Here is a 19,943-nt window from a genome sequence, read left to right as displayed (position 1 = left end):
GGGCATCACGCGAAGCACTCGTATCAACGGGTGCTTCGACGGCGAAAGAACGCTATTTTAGCCGAGGAGTCGGGTGTCGTGCCAACTGTCGTGCAGTTGTGCGCTCCGGCTGCCGGTTTCGGCACATTTGAGAGAGATTTGCGATGGCGATCCCCCCCGACGAAGTGGCACGGCGCGATGCGCTGTTTCATCAATTCCGATTCGTGCTGGTGGAAACCAGTCACCCCGGCAATGTCGGTGCGGCCGCGCGGGCCATCAAGACCATGGGATTCGGCCAATTGGTGCTGGCCGCTCCGCGCTTGGGCAGCGACGTCCTGCAGCACCCCGAGGCCATTGCCTTGGCCAGCGGCGCCGACGACGTCCTGGCCGCCACACGCATCGAGCCGGATCTGCCGGCGGCGCTGACCGGCGTCAATTGGGCCGTGGCACTGTCCGCGCGCACCCGCGAATATGGACCGCCATCGGCGGTGCCGCGCGAGTCGGCGGCCCTGGCATGCCGGCATGCGGTTCGCGGCCAACAGATCGCTTTCGTCTTCGGCAGCGAGCGGGCAGGGTTGCCCAACGAGGCCGTCGAACTCTGCAACGCCCTGGTGCATATCCCGGCCAATCCGGCGTATGCATCGCTGAATCTGTCGCAGGCGGTGCAGGTGATCGCCTATGAGGCACGCCTGGCGTGCCTGGCCGAGCAACCGTCGCTGTCCGGGTACGAGCCGCCGCCCGGGGAGTTGCTGGCCAGCCGTGATGAAATCGAAGGAATGTTCGCGCATTTGGAGTCGGCGCTGGTGGCGCTCGATTTTCTCGATCCGGCCAACCCGAAGCGATTGATGACGCGGCTGCGCCGCCTGTTCGCGCGCAGCGGCCTGGAGCACGAGGAAGTCAATATTTTGCGCGGCATCGCCAAGCATATCCTGCAGCGGCAGCCTCGCAAGTAGCGTATTGCGCAGGCAACCCGGGGCTCAGCAGGGATTCGCAAAAACTCATACAATCCGAAATCATAAGTCCAGAATTGCCCGGTCGAGGCGCTCTTCGGCGCCCCTCCGTAAAATCGACTCGCCGCCTATGAACCGTCTGCGTCAACGTTGTTGCGCGTGCCTGCCGTACTCCGTGTCCTGTACGCGCGCGTAACGCTCGCCGTGCATGCGATGCGCCATCGTAAGACATCGCGCGTCGCCTTTTGCCTTTTCCCAACACGCATTCGAGATCGATATCAGGGCCATGCCATCTGAAACGCTATCCCATATTCGCGAAGACATTGCCGCGATTCGGCAAAAAGACCCCGCTGCGCGCAGCAACTGGGAAGTTCTGACCTGCTATCCGGGGCTGCACGCGGTGCTCTGGCATCGGATGGCGCACGGATGCTGGCAACTCGGCTTCAGGTGGCTGGGGCGCTTTCTGTCGCAATTCGGCCGTTTTCTGACCGGCATCGAGATTCACCCCGGCGCGACCATCGGCCGACGTGTGTTCATCGACCACGGCATGGGGGTAGTCATCGGCGAGACGGCAATCATCGGCGACGACTGCACGATTTACCAGGGAGTGACGCTGGGCGGTACATCGCTCACGCGTGGCGCCAAGCGCCACCCGACGCTCGAGCGGGGCGTCATCGTCGGTGCGGGCGCGCAAGTGCTGGGCGGCTTTACGGTGGGCGAGGGCGCGAAGATCGGCTCCAATGCGGTGGTGGTCAAGCCGGTGCCGCCAGGGGCCACCGCGGTGGGCAACCCGGCGCGCGTCATCTCGCCGGACCGGCCGCGCGAAAAACCTGAGGGCGAGGCCGCCAAACCCGAGTTCTCCGCTTACGGCATCACGCCGAATGCGGATGACCCGGTGTCGTTGGCGATTCACGGCCTGATCGAGAATGCAGCCGATCACTCCCAGAAAATCGAGGCGATACTGGCCGCGCTCGACCGGCTCGGCGCGCATCTGGAGGTACTGCAGCGCTGCAAGGTGGACGCCAGCGAGTTACGCAAGCTCGGCGAGGGCATTCAGGACAACTAGCCCGCCATTTGCGCGAGGCGCAAGCTCATGCCGTCGGCGCCGGGTTCGCCTGCCAATACCCGGCGCGCTAAAGGTGCTGCGGGGCCGAATATGGCACGGCCCGCAAGCCGTCTGCGTCCCATTGGAGATAGCCGGCCCGCGGCTGGCCATGATCGCACTCCCAGTCGGTGAGCACCCAGCGATGCGTGGACCGCCCCCGGGCGTCGCGGTCTTCGTGACACGCGGGGCGGTGGGTATGGCCGTGGATCAGCGTCGGGGCCTCGGCGCACGAGAACAATTCGCGTGCCGCCGCATGATCGACGTCGTCATAGATTTTGCGCTGTTGGGTGCCGGCGCTGCGCGCGCGCAGCCGTTCGGCGATGGCCATGCGAAACCGCAGCGGCAATGCCAGGAACAGGTGCTGCAGCCGGGGCGAGCGCACGATGCGGCGATAACGCATATAGGCCAGATCGTCGCGGCATAACATATCTCCGTGCGTGAGCACGATGCGCTGTCCAAAGCGCTCGACGACACACGGGTCGTGCAGCAGCGTGGCGCCGGCGCTGCGGGCAAATCGCTGCCCGAGCAGGAAGTCGCGGTTGCCCGGCATGATGTGGATCGGAATGCCAGTCGCGCCCAGTGCCGCGAGCCGGGCGGCGATATCGCGGGCGAAGGCGCCGAACGAGGCTGGGTCGTCCGGGTCGGTATCGAGCATGTCGTCGCCGACCCAATATTCGAAAAAGTCACCCAGAATGAACAACTCTCCCGCTGACCGTGCCGGGCCCTGCAACAGGGCATCGAAGGCGGCCGTCGTGCGCGGCAGTGCCGGACTCAGGTGCAGATCGGAAATAAAAAGCGCGGGCCCGCGCAAATGAAACGAGGCGGGCAACCGCGCGATCTCGAACGGCATACGAGAGCGAGTTAGGCGACGATCACGGCTTTTTCGATAATCACGTCGTCGGTCGGGACGTCCTGGTGGAAACCGCGCGAGCCGGTTTTGACGGCCTTGATCTGGTCGACCACATCGAGCCCCTCGATCACTTTGCCGAACACGCAGTAACCCCAGCCGCTCGAGTTGGGCGCCTTGAAGTTGAGGAACTCGTTGTCCTTCACGTTGATGAAGAACTGCGCCGTGGCCGAGTGCGGGTCGTTGGTACGAGCCATTGCGATCGTGCCGCGATCGTTTTGCAGGCCGTTGTTTGCCTCGTTTTCGATCGGCGCGTCGGACTCCTTCTGTTTCATGCCCGGCTCGAAGCCGCCGCCCTGAATCATGAAGCCATCGATGACGCGATGGAAAATCGTGTTGTCGTAATGGCCCTTACGCACGTAGTTCAAAAAATTCTCTACGGTTTTCGGCGCCTTGTCCGAGTCCAGTTCGAGACGAATGACGCCGAAGTTGGTGTGCAGCTCGACCATGATGTTTCCTTTGCAAAAAAGTGGAGATGATGCCAGGTTCCGGTTCAGGGTTGAACCACGGCGGCGGATTTGATCACGACAGGAGTGACCGGCGTATTGGCATAGGGGCCGCGGGTAGTGGTCGGCACCGCCTTGATGCGCTCGACCGTGTCCATGCCGGCGATGACCTTGCCGAACACCGCATAACCGTAACCATCCGGCTGCGGATAATCCAATGAAGCATTATCCGCCACATTGATGAAAAATTGCGAGGTGGCGGAGTTCGGATCACTGGTGCGGGCCATCGCAATGGTGCCCGTCGCATTCTTCAGGCCATTGCGGCTTTCCAGTGCGATCGGCGCGCGCGTCGGCTTCTCTTTATAGTCGGGCGTGTAGCCGCCGCCTTGAATCATGAAGCCGTTGATGACGCGGTGGAAGATCGTGCCGTTATAAAAGCCGCTTTTGACATACTGAACGAAATTGGCGACCGTCTTGGGTGCTTTCTCCGGAAACAGTTCGACTTTGAAATCGCCGTCGCTGGTCTTGAACTGCACGACCGGATGGCTCGTCGAGGCCGCCTGGTTTTTGTCTTGAGCGTGCACGGGGGCGATGCTCAGCAAGCTCAGGGCGGTTGCGCCGCATGCTGCGACGCGCCAAAGAGAAAGACGATTTGACATGGATTTCATTCCCGAAAATAACGGCGGTAATGGCATTGCAGTGGCAAGACGCCACCGCATCAGGGACTTGTGTGACCGCTGACGGCCGGAGCCGCGCTGGCTGGTGCTGCGGACACCGGCGCGATCGTCTGGCTCTGCAGCAGATGATCGAGCGCCTGGATCTTCGCGTTCACGTTGGCGCTGGGGGCGAGCTGGTTGGCCCGCGCATAGGCCTGTGTGGCCAGTTTGGCGTAGACGTCGCCCAGGTTCGCATAGGCGACGGCGAAATTCGGGTTGGTGCGAATCGCCATCTCGAGTGCGGCGCGGGCCTGCTCGTAGTGGCCTTCCTGCGCATATAGCGCCGCCAGGTTGTTGTACGGCTCGGGCAGTTCAGGAAAGTCCTGCGTCAACGCAGTGAATGCCGCGATGGCCTGCTCGCGCTGGCCGAGTTCCGTCAGCACGCGCCCGCGCGTGAAGCGCATTTGCGCATCGCGCGGATACTTTTTCAGATAGGCATCGATGCGCGGCAGGGCCGCCTGGTATTGGCGGCTATCGACTAATTTGCCGATGGCGGCACCGGCCTCCTGCTGGGGCGACAGCAACTGCGCTTGAGCGGCGCCGCTCATGATGAGCACGGCCGTCAGGACAGCCAGGACAGGGCGCGGGAGAAACCGGAAACGAAAGGTCATAGTGGCAGCCGGAGGGTGCAAAGGGGCATATAAGTGGTGCTATACTCGGCCGCATTCTAACAAAACGCTCACACGTGCTGGGGGATACTCCTTGGCCGTGCGGACGTGCTTCTATTGCCGCCTCGCTGTACCCTTCGACCAGCGGGCGTTTTCCTGGACTGGCATGGCGGGAAAATCGGCAGGCGGCCACGCATCGTTTCTATGGATTCACTCCGGATTTACAACTCACTGGCGCGGGATAAGCAGCCATTTGTATCGCTGACGCCCGGCGAAGTGCGCATGTACGTGTGCGGCATGACCGTCTACGACTATTGCCATGTCGGCCACGCGCGCGTCATGGTGGTATTCGACATGGTGCAGCGTTGGCTGCGCACGATCGGCTATCGTGTGACCTACGTGCGTAACATCACCGATATCGACGACAAGATCATCAAGCGCGCGAGCGAAAACGGCGAAACCATCGGCGCGCTGACCGAGCGGTTCATTCGCTACATGCACGAAGATGCAGACGCGCTTGGCGTTCAACGCCCCGATCATGAGCCGCGCGCTACCCGCTTCGTGCCGCAGATGCTCGACATGATCGGCCGGCTCGAGCGCAACGGTTACGCCTACCAGGCCGACGACGGCGACGTCAATTACGCAGTACGGAAATTCGTAGGCTACGGCAAGCTGTCGGGCAAATCTCTCGAGGATTTGCGCGCCGGCGAGCGCGTCGCCGCCAACGAGGCCAAGCGCGATCCGCTCGACTTCGTGCTGTGGAAGCGCGCCAAACCGCAGGAGCCCGATGAATCGAAGTGGGCTTCGCCGTGGGGCGCCGGCCGCCCCGGATGGCACATCGAATGCTCGGCCATGAGCTGCCAGCTGCTGGGTGAGCATTTCGACATCCACGGCGGCGGGGCCGATCTGCAATTTCCGCATCACGAGAATGAAATTGCACAAAGCGAAGGGGCGAGCGGCAAGCCTTTCGTCAACTACTGGATGCACAATGGTTTCGTGCGGGTCGACAACGAGAAGATGTCGAAATCGCTCGGCAACTTCTTCACCATCCGCGAAGTGCTGGAAAAGTTCGACGCCGAAGTCGTCCGGTTTTTCATTCTGCGCACGCATTACCGCAGTCCGTTGAATTACAGCGACGCCCATCTCGAGGACGCCCGCGGCGCGCTGACGCGCCTTTATACGGCGCTCAAGGATGTCGCACCCGACGCCGCGCCGCTCGATTGGGAAGAAGATCACGCGCAGCGTTTTCGCGCGGCGATGAACGACGACTTCAACACCGCACTGGCCGTCTCGGTACTGTTCGAGCTGGTCAACACGATCAACAAAACCCAATCGGCCGAGCTGGCGCGCCAGCTCAAAGGGCTTGCCGCGACGCTGGGACTGCTCGGGCGCGAGCCGCAGGTGTTCCTCCAGGGGATGCCGAGAGCAGGCAGCGACGCGAGCGCGCAGGCCTCGGCCAATGCCGGCATCGAGGCACGCATTGCCGCGCGCGCGGCGGCCAAGCAAGCGAAGAATTTCGCCGAAGCCGATCGGATTCGTGCGGAGTTGCTGGCCGAGGGAATTGTCCTGGAAGATCGGCCGGGCGGCCTGACCGAATGGCGGCGGGGTTAAGAGAACATCGATGGCAACTCGCAAAACCACCACGACTGCGCGCGGTAAGAGCGCTGCGCTAAAAGCGCCCGCCACGCCCGCAAAAGCTGCGAAAACCACGCAGGTCGTCGCCAAAACCAGTAAAGCCACCCAAATCGACACGTCCAAGGCGGTACCGGTCGTCGTAACGGGAGCGGTACCTGTCCATACGGCCGGCACGGGACGCCCGGAATACTGGGACAAAGCCTGTAGCGATCTGGTCAGGCGCGATCGCATCCTGAAAAAACTGATCCCGCAGTTCGGGCCGGCGCATCTGCTCGGGCGGGGCGATCCGTTCGTGACGCTGGCGCGCTCGATCGTCGGCCAGCAGATTTCCGTGAAGGCCGCGCAATCCGTCTGGGACCGCGTCGAGGCGACCTGTCCGCGGCTGACGCCCGCGCAATTCCTCAAGGCGGGCCACGAGGCCCTGACGGCATGCGGGCTGTCCAAACGCAAGGCCGAATACATCCATGACCTGGCCGGGCATTTCAAATCCGGCGCGTTGCATGTGAGTTCATGGTCCGAAATGGACGACGAGAGCGTGATCGCGGAACTGACGCAGATCCGTGGCATCGGTCGCTGGACGGCCGAGATGTTCCTGATGTTCAACCTGCTGCGGCCCAATGTGCTGCCGCTCGACGATATCGGTTTGATCAACGCGATCAGCACAAACTATTTCAGCGGCGAGCCCGTGACGCGCAGCGAAGCGCGCGAGGTCGCCGCCAACTGGGAACCGTGGCGGTCCGTGGCGACGTGGTACATGTGGCGCAGCCTCGATCCGCTACCGGTCGAATACTGATGTTATTTGCGGCGATTAGATATATCTGTGCGCGATCCGGCCGGATCGTCTCGCAAGAGTTACAATACGCTGCCGAATTTTCCGGGGTTACTCGATGAAAACAACCTTTTTGGATTTTGAACAACCGATCGCCGAGCTTGACGCAAAGATCGAAGAATTGCGTTTCGTGCAGGACGACTCGGCAGTTGATATTTCCGAAGAGATCGACCGGCTCTCGAAAAAAAGCCAGCAGCTGACCAAAGATATCTATGCGAACCTGACGCCATGGCAGGTCTCGCAAATTGCGCGCCACCCGCAGCGGCCCTATACGCTCGATTATGTGCGCAACATCTTCACCGATTTCCACGAATTGCACGGCGATCGTCATTTTGCCGACGATCAGGCCATCGTCGGCGGCATGGCGCGCTTCAACGGCCAGGCCTGCATGGTGATCGGTCATCAGAAAGGACGCGACACCAAGGAGCGCGCGCTGCGCAATTTCGGCATGCCGCGGCCCGAAGGGTATCGCAAGGCATTGCGACTGATGCGGCTGGCCGAGAAATTCAATCTGCCGATCTTCACCTTCGTCGACACGCCGGGTGCCTATCCCGGCATCGACGCCGAAGAGCGCGGCCAATCCGAGGCCATCGGCTACAACCTGTATGTGATGGCCGAACTCAAGACGCCGATCGTCACCACCATCATCGGCGAGGGCGGCTCGGGCGGCGCGCTGGCGGTGGCCGTGGGCGATAGCGTGCTGATGCTGCAATTCGCCACGTATTCGGTGATTTCCCCCGAGGGTTGCGCGTCGATTCTCTGGAAAAGCGCGGCCAAGGCGCCGGAGGCCGCCGAGGCGCTGGGGCTGACGGCGCACCGCCTGAAGGCGCTGGGCCTGATCGACAAGATCGTCAACGAGCCGCTGGGCGGCGCCCATCGCGATCCGCTCGGCATGTCGGGCATGCTCAAGCGCGCCCTGGCCGATACACTTCGACAGTTCCATGGCATGAGTCCGCGCGAGTTGCTGGCGCGCCGGCACGAGCGGCTGCTGAGCTATGGCAAATTCAAGGAAACCGGCGCCAAATAGTTCTGGCGCCGATCGCGCCGTCGCCGACGTCTTGGCGGCGGTTCGGCAGGCGCTGGCCGGCTGGCTGGCGTCCTGTGTTTCATCCTCCTCCCATATTCCCGGCACCATCCCGCGAGTCGCCATCGCACTGAGCGGTGGGCGCGATTCGGCCGTGCTGCTCGACGCGGCCGCGAGTGTCGCCGACGAGCTCGGCATCCATCTGGTCGCCCTGCATATTCATCACGGCCTGAGCCGTCAGGCCGATATCTGGCAACGGTTTTGCGCCGAGCGCGCGGCGGCCCTGCAAGTGCCTTTCGACGCGCGCCGGGTCCGGCTTGCCGAGCGGGCCGGGCAGGGCGTCGAGGCCGCGGCGCGCCAAGCCCGCTACGCGGCGTTGCGCGAGCTATGCCAGCAGCATGGCGCGACCTGCCTGATGACGGCCCATCACGCGGACGATCAGGCTGAAACGATACTGCTGCAATTACTGCGCGGCACCGGCCTGCCGGGGGTGGCGGGCATGCCCGAGATGGATCGGCCCGGCCGCCTGGCCGGCGTGACACTGGTGCGACCCTTGTTGAACGTCTCGCGCGCGGCCATCGATGCCTATGCGGCACGGCGCGGCCTGGATTGGGTCGAGGATGCCTCGAATCAGGATCCGCGCTTTCTGCGCAACGCCTTGCGCCATGACGTGATGCCGGCCCTGGCCAGGCACGCTCCCGGCTATCGCCAAACGCTGGCGCGTTTCGCGCGCCACGCACACCAGGCTCAAACACTGCTGGACGAACTCGGCGCGCAAGATCTGCAGGCGGCGCGCCGGCCCGATGGCACGGGGCTCGATCACCGGCAGCTGCTGACGCTCGGCGAGGCTCGCCTGAGCAATCTGTTGCGGTATTGGGTACGTGTGCAGGGACTGCGCCCGGCCAGCGAGTCGCGCCTGGCGGACTGGCAGCGACAACTGCGTCGTACCGACGGCGCGGCGCAAGTCGCGTTGCCGCACGACGGCCGCGTGATGCGTCTTTATCGCCATCGGCTGTATTGGGAAGAAGCGTCACCCACGCCGACGCGCCAGGCCGACACCACGGCGACGCTGCGCTGGCACGGGCAGCGCGAGTGGCGCTTGCCGAATTGGCGCGGCACGCTGATCTTTGCGCCGATGCCGCCCGGCAGCGCTGTCGATGCGGCCACGGACGTGCCCGAGGCCCTGCTGAGCTCGGCCCCGTTGCGTGCCGAGCCAAGAAGCGGCGGCGAACGGCTCAAGCGGCATCCGCGCCAGCCGAGCAAGACGCTGAAAAACCTGTTTCAGGCCGAAGGCGTGCCGGTCTGGCAACGGGCCGTGCCGGTTGTCTGGCTGGGGTCGAAGATTTTATTCGTGCCGCGGCTGGGCGTCGATCAACGGCTTCTGCGCGATGCGGCGGGGCAACTCGAGCCACACCCCGGGGCGTGGTGGCGCCTTGCGTGGCATAGTCTCGGCGACTGACACGCGAGCCCCGCGGCAGTCAAGCGACGCCGCAAATCATGCGATAATACCCTGTTGCGCTGACTGGGGCGCCCTATCCCTGCTCGAGTTTGCGGTCCGCTGGCCTTGCGCTGGCCGAGTGCGTTGCCAAAAGCGTTGCGCCATCTGCGTCGAATCCCAATTTTTTGCAATCAATGTTTTAGTGATGATATGGCTCTGATCGTACACAAATATGGCGGCACCTCGATGGGCTCCGTCGAGCGCATCAAGAACGTTGCCAAGCGCGTCGCCAAGTGGCACAAGGCCGGTCATCGCATGGTGGTGGTGCCATCCGCGATGTCCGGCGAGACCAACCGGCTGCTCGGTCTGGCCAAGGAAATTTCCGCGCATCCCGATCCGCGCGAGCTCGACATGATCGCCGCGACCGGCGAGCAGGTCAGTGTCGGCTTGCTGGCGCTCGCACTCAAGGCCGAAGGGCTCGATGCGGTGAGCTACGCGGGCTGGCAAGTGGCGGTCAAGACCGACAGTGCGTTTACCAAGGCGCGCATCAGCGAAATCGACAGCGAGCGCGTGCTGAAAGATCTGGACGAAGGCAAGGTCGTCGTCATCACCGGTTTCCAGGGGGTCGATCCGAACGGCCACATCACGACGCTCGGGCGCGGCGGCTCCGACACCTCGGCGGTGGCCATGGCAGCCGCGCTGGGGGCCGACGAATGCCTGATCTACACTGACGTGGACGGCGTCTATACCACCGATCCGCGTGTGGTCGACGACGCCCGCCGGCTCGACAAGATCACCTTCGAAGAAATGCTCGAGATGGCCAGCCTGGGCTCCAAGGTGCTGCAGATCCGCTCGGTGGAATTCGCCGGCAAATACCAGGTGAAGACCCGAGTGCTGTCGAGCCTGACCGACCCGCTGTGCCCGCTCGAGCAGGAAATGCGTTCCGGCACTTTGATTACTTTTGAGGAAGACGACACGATGGAAAAGGCAGTCATCTCGGGCATCGCGTTTCAGCGCGACGAAGGCAAGATCACCGTCCGGGGGGTGCCGGACCGGCCAGGTATCGCCTACCAGATTCTGGGGCCGATCGCCGACGCCAATATCGACGTCGACATGATCATCCAGAACCAGAGCGTGGAGGGCAAGACCGACTTCACGTTCACGGTGGGGCGCGGCGAATACCAGCGCGCGATGGAGATCCTCAAAACCAGCGTGCAGGCGCACGTGGGTGCCGCCGAAATCGTCGGCGATCCGAAGGTTTCGAAAGTCTCGGTGGTCGGCGTCGGCATGCGCTCGCACGTCGGCATCGCCAGCACGGCTTTCCGCACGCTCGCTGAAGAGGGGATCAACATCCAGATGATTTCCACCTCCGAAATCAAGATCTCGGTGCTGATTGACGAGAAATACATGGAACTGGCCGTGCGCGCCCTGCACAAGGCTTTCGAACTCGATCAGGCCTGAGGCCTGAGTTGAGGCGGATCGTCAGCAGAGCGTCATGATATTTGACCGTTCTGCCCCGAACCGTTATTATTCTGCCTTCGCCGCGCCGTCTTCCGGACAGCGCGGCGCGAAGTTCAGGAGACGTGGCCGAGAGGTCGAAGGCACTCCCCTGCTAAGGGAGCATCTGGGCCAAAACCTGGATCGAGGGTTCGAATCCCTCCGTCTCCGCCAGTAAAAAAATGAAAACCCCTGATTTTGCGAGAAATCAGGGGTTTTCGTCTTTTGCGCTTCAACTCAGCGCCGGTCTCTCACATGAGCAGGTTGCCCGGTCATTGGGAGCCATGTGGCGGCATTGCGCGGTCGGGCACCTATCGGGCAATCACTCCAACGGCGGCGCGGCGACTCGCTCGCCCAGATTCTCGCCCGTGAGCGCTGCTCGCCGCCGAGCACTCGCCAGGATCACCATGCCGACTATTGCCAGCACAACGCCCTGGACCAACGGCTGAAAAACAAACGGCGTATGCGGTGAGATCGCGGCGGCACGAAATAACACGACGGTAATCACCAGTGAAGCGATCGCGGCCATCATGAGCCACGGATCCCGTTTGAGCGGGGCGCTCCAGGGCGTTTGCGAGAAGCGGGGATTGAACCGCAGGTTGAGCGCGCTGGCCGCCATCAGGAACCAGATCAGAATCACGCTCAATGAACGTACCACCACGCCTAGCGACCAGCCGACGTAAGCCGATTCCAGCAGGAAGAGCGATGCCAGTCCGGCTGAGAGCAGCAGCGCCGCCATCGGCACGCGGCGATTGGATGTTTGAACAAATCGGTCGCTGAACATGTGGTCCTGCCCCCAGGCGAAAGCCATGCGCGAGGCGCACATCATTTGGGGTGCCAGCGTCTTGCCGACCACCAGCGCCACGACGAAATTCAAGGTCACACTCAGCGTGCGTGGCGCGATGATGCTGATCAGGCCGGGGGCGGTAGCCAGCGATGACTTGCCGGCTTTGATCAAACCGATAATGGCCCACCAGGGGGCTACGTGAAAGAGCGCTGCCGAGACGGTGGTGAATAGGACCACAGCGACGAACCAGGCCCACATGATGCCGCGAGGTACCGATATCCTGGCATTGCGAGACTCGCCTCCCAGGCCCGGTGCGGCACTGATGCCGCCATAGGCGAAGATGAACAGGGCGCAGACCGAGAAAAATGCACCCAGGCGGAATGGCTCGGCGCTCGCCGGAGCCGTCAGAGTGAGATTTTCCCGGGTGCTTAGCAGATGGAGGAATGTCTGCTGCGGTGTCGTGAAGGCAACCCCGACAATTGTCAGCGCCACAATCAGGATCAGCGCAAAAAGAATCGTCACGAAACGCCCATATTGATGGACACCACTGGCATGGATCCCAAAGACCAGCCAGATGGCCAGCAGTCCAACAATGATATGCCCGGTGGGCGTCATGATTTCGGCACCGATGGGCCAGCCGGCGCTTGCGAATGCTTGGCCGAGAAACGTGCCAAACGCGAAGGCAAGAAAACCCATCGCAGAAGTCACGCCAACCCACCAGATGAAATTCGCCACGAAGCCGATTGGCAAACCCAGGCTTCGCACGATCCAGGCGTAGGCGGATCCGGCGCTGGGCATCACTTGCGAGAAGCGGGCATACAGATAGGTCTTGGTGAGCACCAGCAGTCCGGTCACGAACATCGCGAGCGGCACAAGATCACGGATCGCGGGATATACGCTCAAGCTTTGCACTGCGACAAAATTGATGCCGGCCCCATACTCCTGCGTGACGGCCGATGCCATGATGGCTAACACACCCAACGTTTTACTCAGGTGGAAGCCCGACTCAGTCTGCAAATCACCGCTACTCATTGCGTCTCCTCGAATGGTACTTGTTGGTAGCCAAGCGATGCTGTTTCTCCACGGCAAAATCCGTCTGGTTAGTATCTCCTTTGATCAATGTGGCTGCGCCGGGCAGCTTGCTTCAATATGTCCGTTTGCAAAGCGGTGTGTTGCTCTATCGGCACTTTCGCATTCGCGCGATGTTGTCCGGCCTTGCGTGCACCGATTCTGAGCGCCTTACCACTTAGGACTCGAGGCCGCAAACGCGCTGGTGTAGCCAAATAGACCCGCGCTGCCGCCGGTGTGGACAAAAACGATGTTTTGTCCCTGCCTGAAATGCTTTTTCCTGACCAGATCGACGAGGCCTGCCATGCCTTTGCCGGTATAGACTGGGTCGAGCAGAATGCCCTCGGTGCGTGCCAGCAGGGTGAGCGCTTCCAACATCCCGTCAGTGGGCACCCCGTATCCCGGGCCGACATAATCGCAATTGGCGATTACTCGTTCACGAGCCACCGCATCATGCATGCCGAGCAGTGCCGCGGTTTCGCGAGCTTCGCGATAAACGTTTTCTTCCTGAGTTGGTCGAGCCGCACGCACACCAATGCCCAGCACCGGAATACCGCTGCGACAGCCCTCGAAGCCTGCGACCAGACCCGCTTGCGTGCCGGCGCTACCGGTTGCGTGTACGACATGATCAATGCGAATTCCCATGCTGTTGCCTTGCACGAGCAATTCCAATGCGCACTCCACATAGCCTAGCGCGCCGATCGCGTTGGAGCCGCCGCCGGGGATAACGTATGGCGTACCGCCGTCATGACGTACCTCGTCGGCGGCCTCTTGCATCGCCCGGTTCATATCGGTCCCCTCGGGGTAGACCCTCGTCGGCGCCCCAAGCAGATGATCGAGTTGCACGTTGCCCGATTGGAGATACTCGGTGGTGGGATTATCGATGCGGCTCTCGAGCAGGATACGGCACTTCAAGCCAAGCTTAGCCGCGGCTGCTGCGGTTTGCCGCGCGTGATTCGACTGAATTGCGCCCTGGGTAAGCACGGTGTCGGCTCCCTTGGCGAGTGCATCGGCCATCAGGAATTCCAGTTTGCGTGTCTTGTTGCCGCCGGTTGCGAGCCCTGTGCAATCGTCCCGCTTAATGAAAATCCTGGGTCCGCCGAGCAATTCACTCAGGCGGTCGAGGGGTTCGAGCGGGGTTGGGAAATGTCCAAGCTTGACACGCGGAAACGGCGATAGATTCAATTTTGTCTCCAAGGATCAGGCATTTGGGATGACCAGGCAGAATGCCTGCCTCGGTCAGCGTGGTGCGCGCGATGGTTGCCATATCGGTCGGCCGATGGCATTCGCTGGAACCCAGTATAGTGAAGCTGGCCCGTAGCGTTATGCGGGTTCAGCAAGCCGTAATGACGAATCGTCATAGATCATGCGTCAGGCCGTCACGCTTGACGCGCCGCGCCGGACTGCGGACTATGCGGTCGCTTTGAGGTAAGACCAAAGTTTCTCGAGGGCCGGACTCTGGTTGGTTAAATCACGATAGGCGCGAATCTCCAGGTCCAGATGCCAGGCTGGTGCGCCAGACGGCACAAGCTCGCCGATGTCCAATTCCCGTTGGATCGAACTCGCCGGTACCCATGCCATCCCATGTCCTTGCAGCGCCATGCGCTTGAGCACTTCCGCCATATCTGACTCGTAGCGAAGATATAACGCCGGAGCGGGATTCGCTCGCTTCACGATCAATTTGACGCCTCGACCGAAATACGATGTTTCGGTGTAAGACAGCAGTGGTACGGGATGATTGGCGCGGCCCGGCAGACTATACATCGGCTGCCCGTGCGGCGTGGCGCGGCTGACCGGCAACAGCGCATCGCGACCCACCGTAACGAAATCGTAGCGTACCGGGTCCAGCATCAGCGCGATGTCAGGATGGTGATACACCAGAACCAATTCGCAGCTGCCGTTGACCAGCATCATGATCGAATCGTGACCGTTGGTTGCCGTCACCCGGGCGCTGAGGTTTATGTGATGATTCGCCAGCGTGGTGAGCCAGCTTGGCAGGAAATTCAGCGCAATCGTATGTCCGGCGGCGATCAGCAGTCCGGCACCCGGCATGCGCTGTTGCGTGCGAATCACGGTTCGGGTGTCGACCAGTTTATGAACCACGTCGCGGGCGGTTTCAAGCAGCAGTTCACCGGCAGCGGTGATCGATGGCGGGTAGGTGCTTCGGTCCACCAGTGCTGCGCCCACCCATTGTTCCAGGGCGCGGATGCGGCGGCTGAATCCCGATTGGGTGAGATTGCGCAACTCGGCTGCTCGAGAGAAGTTATTGCATTGCGCGAGCGCAATGAAATCCTCCAACCATTTGACTTCCATGTGCGCCCCCATAGGTCTACCCAACGGATCAAATGCTCAATTGCGCCAGGGTGAGTGCGACTGGCGCGATTGACATCGTTGCCGGTTATCCGTCACGACAATCCGGCCGCCGTCACCCAGTGGTAAGAGATGGAATGGTAACCGACGCAGGGTATCGAGCAAGCGTGCTATGCAGGGGCATGTTTCGGCGAGCACGTTAACTCTACGGGACCGCTACCGATTGCACGGTCGGGGGGGCATCGCAAAAAGGGGATATTGGTGATGGCTGTTGCGTCGGTGATTGCCGTGAGAACACGCCGACTACGAGGGTTGCTTTCTCAGTTACCGGAGCGGCGCGTTCGTCTGACGAGGCGACCCACGTTAATGGGCCCATTATTCTAGGCGATGGCGGTTATGTCTCGGTCCGTCTGCTTGAAATGCGGAGACCGAGATGGGGCATCGATTCAGGCGGGGTGAGTTTCGCCGAAAGAGATTCGCCAGGGAAGCGCCCGAAGGCGCTTCCCATGACGATAGCCGTTCACTACGCGGTCGCCGTCTCGCTGCGCCGGGTGAACAACTCGATCAGCACGGGCATGACCACCAGCACCAGCGGCAGCTGCACCAGGGCGCCGGCGATGATGGCGATGGCCAGGGGCTGGAGCATCTGGTCGCCCGAGCCGCTGATGGCCGCGCCCAGCGGCACCAGCGCCAGGATCATCGCCAGGGTGCTCATCACGATCGGGCGCAGCCGGTTGAGTGCGGCCTCGCGCAGCGCCTGGCGCGGCCCCAGGCCCTCGCTCTCGCGCAGCAGCTGATACTCCGAGACCAGGAAGATCGCCATCTCGGTGGCAATGCCGATGATCATCACCATGCCCATCATCGCCGTGATGTTGAGCTCCACCCCGGTGACCCACAGCCCCACGAACACCGCCCCGGTCGACACCAGCGAGGTGCCCATGATGATCAGCGGAATCAGCAGGCGCCGGTACAGGAACAGCAACAGGATGATCTCGGCGACCACCGCCGCGGCGAACACCTTCAACATGCCGCGCACCGCCATCTGCTGCTGCTTGTAGGCGCCCCCGAAGGTGTAGCTGACCCCGGGCGGGATCAGCCCGGGCTTGGCCAGCGTGTGCTTGACCGCGGCAATGGTCGAGCCCAGGTCGTGCCCGCCGCCGATCTGCGCGGTCACCGCCACGATCTGCTGCAGGTTGTCGCGCGTGAGCTGCGGCTGCCCGGCCACGAAGCGCGTGCTGGCCACCGTGCCCAGCGTGAACAGCTGCCCGTTGGGCGCGCGCAGCGGCAGCGCGCCCAGCGCGTCCCGGTAGATCGGCGTGTGCGGCGCGGCGAGCCACAGCCGCACCCCCACGTCCTCGACCGTGCCCAGATAGCGGGTGACCAGCGCGCCGTGCAGGTAGTGATAGACCTGCGCCTTGACCTGCGCCGGGGTCATGCCCTTGAGCGCGGCCGCGGCCGGGTCGACCCGGATCTCCAGCGCGTCGCCCGCCGGCACCACGCCGTCGTCGACCGAGGCCGGCTCGATCCCCGGCACCTTGCCGATCGCATCGGCCACCCGCTGGGCCACCGCCCCCAGCACGCCCGGATCCTTCGCGCTCAGCTGGATCACCACCGGCTGGCGACGCCCCACCATGTCGCCGATCATGTCGCTCATCAGCTGGTGCGTATCGAAGTCGATGCCCGGCACCTGCTGCGTGACCTTGGCCGAGATGTCGTCCATCACGTGCCAGATGTCGGGCCGCTTGGCCGCATCGGTCAGATGCACGAAGAAGTCGCCCTGGTAGGTCTCGCTCAGGTCGCCCCCGAGCCCCGCGCCGGTGCGCCGCGAGTAGGTGTCGACGTACGGGTTGTGCTTGAGGATCGCCTCGACCTGGGCGAGCTCCCGGTTGGTCTCGCCCAGCGAGGTGCCCGGCGCGGTCTGATAGTCCAGCACGAAGCCGCCCTCGTCCATGCGCGGCAGGAAGCCGGTGCCCACGTGGTGGTAGGCCAGGTAGCCGAAGCCGATGAGCACCAGCAGCCCCGGCAGGATCAGCAAGGGCACGCGAAACAGCTTGTCGAGCAGGCGCGCGTGGGTGCGCCGCAGCCAGGTGTCCTTGCCGTGCCCGGGGTCCTTCCACTTGCTGAAGTCGACCAGGCCGCGCGCGAGCAAGGGCGCGGTGAAGGCCGTGAGCAGGAACGAGATGATCAGCGACGAGGCCATCGTCAGCGAGAGGAACTTGAAGAACGCCCCGGTGATGCCCGAGAGAAACGCCAGCGGGATGAAGATGATGGTGGTGGCCAGGGTCGAGCCCAGCAGCGGCGAGAGGAATTCGCGCGCCGCGTGCAGCACCCCCGCATGCGGGTCGGTCTGATCGGGGTGGCCCACGCGCCGCGCGATATGCTCGATCATCACGATCACGTCGTCGATGAGCAGGCCGATGGCCGCGGCAATCCCGCCCAGCGTCATGATGTTCAGGGTCATGCCCAGCAGGTACAGGATCAGCACGCTGCACAGCACCGACATGGGCACCACGATCATCGCCACGGCCGTCACCCGCCAATTGCGCAGGAACCAGAACAGCACCCCCGCGGCAAACACCAGCCCGATGGCGATGGCCTCCTCGAGCGCGGCGATCGAGGAGCGCACCAGCTGCGTCTGGTCGTACCACTTATACAGATGGATCGAGCCCGGCTGCGTCTTCATGAACGCGTCCAGGCGCTGCTGCACCTGGCGGGCCAGGTCCAGCGAATCGGCCCGGTCCTGCTGGTACACGTCGAAGGTCACCGCCGGGTGGCCGTTGTCGTCGACCAGCAGCCACTGCGGGGCCGAGCCCATCTTGACCTGGGCGATCTGGTCCAGCCGCACGATGCCGCCGCCGGCGGTGGGCACCGTCACGCGGCGCACCGACTCGATCGAGGTGAAGGCGTTGTTGGCCACCGCCAGATACAGCAGGTCGTTGTCCTCCAGGCGCCCGACCGCGGCCACCGTGTTGGTGGCCGACAGCGCGTGGGCCACGTCGTCGATCGTCAGCCCGTAGCTTTGCAGGGTCTGCGGCGCCACCGACACCTGCACCTCCGGGGTCTGGCCGCCGAGCACCCCCACGCGCCGGATGCCCGCGATGCCGGTGAGCATCGGCAGGATCTGGTGACGCGCGAGCTGGCGCAACGCCGCGGGCGAGACCTGGTCCGAGAGCAGCGCGTACGAGACGAACGGCATGATCACGTTCGGGCTCATCTGGATCGCATCGTACCCGGTGCCCGCCGGCAGGTCCGGCAGCTTCTGCGCGAAGGCCGCATCCACGCTCAGCAGCGCCCGGTTCATGTCCGAGCCCCACGGGAAGTCCACGAAGATCTCGGCCGAGCCGCGCGAGGTCGTCGAGGACACGTCCACCGCCCCGGGCACCGCCCGCGCGGCCGCCTCCAGCGGCTGCGTGACATCGACCAGCATCTGCCGCGCCGGCATGCTGCCCGCGTCGACCTCGATGCGAATGCGCGGGAAGCTGGTCAGCGGGAACAGGCCCACCGGCAAGCTGATGGCCGCGTAGATGCCGGCGATCGTGAGCACGAACGCCACGCTCAGCACCGGCAGGCGATAACGGTGAAGCCAGCCGGCGAGCGTCATTTGGCCGCTCCCTGGGCTGCGACCCGCAGGTGCATGCCGTCATCGAGCTGGTAGTTGCCCGAGAGCACCAGCGGCTGGCCCGCGTCCAGGCCCGCGCCGGCGATCACGTCCTGGTCGCCGTGCGTGCCCAGCACCCGCACCGGCACCTTGCGCGCGGCGCCGCCCTTGGCCTGCACCACGTACGGCGCGCCCTGATCGTCGGCCAGCAGCGCCGCATGCGGCACCACATAGCCCTGCGTCCGGCCCACCGTGATGGTGGCCTCGGCCGCCTGGCCGGGCAGCAACCGATTGGCCGGCACGCCGATCTGCACCGGCACCAGCCCGCTGGCCGGATCGATCATCGCGCCGCGCTGCTCGACGCGGCCCGCGATGGGCTGCGCCTGGCCCAGCACGGCGATGCTGGCCGACTCGCCAGACTGGATCAGCGCGGCCTGCGCGGGGGTGACCCCCACCTTGAGCACCAGGGCCTCGGGCCTGGCCAGCGCCAGCAGCGGGGTGCCCGCCGAGACCAGCGCCCCGGGCGCGGCCGACAGGCGCAGCACGATCGCGCGAAACGGCGCGCGCAGCACCGTCGGCCCGTTCGCGCCCTGCGCATCGAGCGCGGCCAGCGTCGCGCGCGCGTCGCCAGCGGCCTTCTGCGCATCGGCCAGTTGCTGCGCGGTGGCCAGGTGCTGCGCGAACATCTGCTGCGTGCGCGTGGCCAACTGCTGGGCCACCCGCTGCGCCGAGCGGGCCTGCGCGTAGGCCGCGGCCGTCTCGGGGCTGGGCACCAGCCGCAGCAGCGGCGCGCCCGCGGCCACGGCCTCGCCCGCGCGCACGTACACCGCGCCCACCGTTTGCGAGGCCGGCGCCATCACCGTGCGCTGGCCCGCGGCCCCGGGCTGCACCACCCCGTAGGCCGAGACCGTGCGCGCCAGGCTGCCCTGATGCAAGGCGGTGAGCGTGACCAGCACGCTCGGTGCCGCGTCCTTGGCCGGCGCGCCCAAGGCGGCGCCCGTGCCCACGGCGAGCAGCGCTGCGCCGAGAATCCATCGATAGTTCAT

At 63.9% G+C, this 19,943-nt stretch carries 16 protein-coding genes and 1 tRNA gene; 8 read left to right on the top strand and 9 right to left on the bottom strand.

The annotated features are described in order from the left end of the window. Positions 1-143: 143 nt before the first annotated feature. Positions 144-932: an RNA methyltransferase gene (locus PATSB16_RS11955; RefSeq protein ID WP_047214346.1), complete on the top strand. Its 789-nt coding sequence runs from the start codon at positions 144-146 to the stop codon at positions 930-932. Positions 933-1,215: 283 nt separating this feature from the next. Further along, complete coding sequence (gene cysE / locus PATSB16_RS11950; protein ID WP_047214345.1) at positions 1,216-1,995, top strand: serine O-acetyltransferase; 780 nt, start codon at positions 1,216-1,218, stop codon at positions 1,993-1,995. 67 nt (positions 1,996-2,062) lie between these two features. On the opposite strand, the gene PATSB16_RS11945 is transcribed toward cysE, so the two are convergent. The 4 genes from PATSB16_RS11945 to PATSB16_RS11930 are packed head-to-tail and all read right to left on the bottom strand — an operon-like array spanning position 2,063 to position 4,714. After that, positions 2,063-2,884, bottom strand: a complete 822-nt coding sequence (locus PATSB16_RS11945) for a UDP-2,3-diacylglucosamine diphosphatase (RefSeq protein ID WP_047214343.1) — start codon at positions 2,882-2,884, stop codon at positions 2,063-2,065. 11 nt (positions 2,885-2,895) lie between these two features. After that, positions 2,896-3,390, bottom strand: coding sequence for a peptidylprolyl isomerase (locus PATSB16_RS11940; protein WP_047214342.1), 495 nt, complete (start codon positions 3,388-3,390; stop codon positions 2,896-2,898). 44 nt (positions 3,391-3,434) lie between these two features. Beyond that, positions 3,435-4,046 carry a peptidylprolyl isomerase gene (locus tag PATSB16_RS11935; RefSeq protein WP_047214340.1) on the bottom strand — a complete coding sequence of 204 codons (612 nt, stop codon included), beginning with the start codon at positions 4,044-4,046 and terminating at the stop codon, positions 3,435-3,437. 59 nt (positions 4,047-4,105) lie between these two features. Further along, positions 4,106-4,714, bottom strand: a complete 609-nt coding sequence (locus PATSB16_RS11930; RefSeq protein WP_047214339.1) for a tetratricopeptide repeat protein — start codon at positions 4,712-4,714, stop codon at positions 4,106-4,108. A 201-nt stretch (positions 4,715-4,915) separates the two neighbouring features. Between PATSB16_RS11930 and cysS the strand changes: the two genes are divergently transcribed. The 6 genes from cysS (at position 4,916) to PATSB16_RS11900 (ending at position 11,308) form a co-directional block, all read left to right on the top strand. Next, positions 4,916-6,322 carry a cysteine--tRNA ligase gene (cysS, locus tag PATSB16_RS11925; RefSeq protein WP_047214338.1) on the top strand — a complete coding sequence of 469 codons (1,407 nt, stop codon included), beginning with the start codon at positions 4,916-4,918 and terminating at the stop codon, positions 6,320-6,322. Between the two features lie 10 nt (positions 6,323-6,332). Continuing rightward, entirely contained in the window at positions 6,333-7,139 is an 807-nt protein-coding gene (locus PATSB16_RS11920) for a DNA-3-methyladenine glycosylase family protein (protein ID WP_047214337.1), read from the top strand. A 94-nt stretch (positions 7,140-7,233) separates the two neighbouring features. Continuing rightward, a complete protein-coding gene (locus tag PATSB16_RS11915; protein WP_047214336.1) occupies positions 7,234-8,202 on the top strand; it encodes an acetyl-CoA carboxylase carboxyltransferase subunit alpha in 969 nt (322 codons plus the stop codon). Continuing rightward, positions 8,171-9,658 (top strand): tRNA lysidine(34) synthetase TilS, encoded by a 1,488-nt coding sequence (gene tilS / locus PATSB16_RS11910; protein WP_083566768.1) that lies wholly within the window; start codon positions 8,171-8,173, stop codon positions 9,656-9,658. The genes PATSB16_RS11915 and tilS overlap by 32 nt, the downstream gene beginning before the upstream one ends. Before the next feature lie 189 nt (positions 9,659-9,847). After that, the gene (locus tag PATSB16_RS11905; RefSeq protein ID WP_047214335.1) at positions 9,848-11,098 is read left to right on the top strand and encodes an aspartate kinase; all 1,251 of its coding nucleotides are present in this window, start codon (positions 9,848-9,850) and stop codon (positions 11,096-11,098) included. Positions 11,099-11,214: 116 nt separating this feature from the next. Continuing rightward, positions 11,215-11,308: transfer RNA gene (locus PATSB16_RS11900), tRNA-Ser, on the top strand. Between the two features lie 148 nt (positions 11,309-11,456). On the opposite strand, the gene PATSB16_RS11895 is transcribed toward PATSB16_RS11900, so the two are convergent. The 5 genes from PATSB16_RS11895 to PATSB16_RS11875 form a co-directional block, all read right to left on the bottom strand. Next, a complete protein-coding gene (locus PATSB16_RS11895; RefSeq protein ID WP_047214334.1) occupies positions 11,457-12,953 on the bottom strand; it encodes an APC family permease in 1,497 nt (498 codons plus the stop codon). A gap of 207 nt (positions 12,954-13,160) precedes the next feature. Then, complete coding sequence (gene cuyA / locus PATSB16_RS11890; protein ID WP_047214333.1) at positions 13,161-14,174, bottom strand: D-cysteate sulfo-lyase; 1,014 nt, start codon at positions 14,172-14,174, stop codon at positions 13,161-13,163. A 225-nt stretch (positions 14,175-14,399) separates the two neighbouring features. Continuing rightward, positions 14,400-15,302 carry a LysR substrate-binding domain-containing protein gene (locus PATSB16_RS11885; protein ID WP_047214332.1) on the bottom strand — a complete coding sequence of 301 codons (903 nt, stop codon included), beginning with the start codon at positions 15,300-15,302 and terminating at the stop codon, positions 14,400-14,402. Between the two features lie 520 nt (positions 15,303-15,822). Beyond that, positions 15,823-18,900, bottom strand: a complete 3,078-nt coding sequence (locus tag PATSB16_RS11880) for an efflux RND transporter permease subunit (RefSeq protein WP_047214331.1) — start codon at positions 18,898-18,900, stop codon at positions 15,823-15,825. Beyond that, complete coding sequence (locus tag PATSB16_RS11875) at positions 18,897-19,943, bottom strand: efflux RND transporter periplasmic adaptor subunit (protein ID WP_052892668.1); 1,047 nt, start codon at positions 19,941-19,943, stop codon at positions 18,897-18,899. The genes PATSB16_RS11880 and PATSB16_RS11875 overlap by 4 nt, the downstream gene beginning before the upstream one ends.

The sequence above is a fragment of the Pandoraea thiooxydans genome (genome assembly GCF_001931675.1).
GTDB lineage: Bacteria > Pseudomonadota > Gammaproteobacteria > Burkholderiales > Burkholderiaceae > Pandoraea > Pandoraea thiooxydans.
The sequence above is the reverse complement of the archived record's forward strand: the minus strand, read 5'-3'. Positions and strand labels throughout refer to the sequence as shown.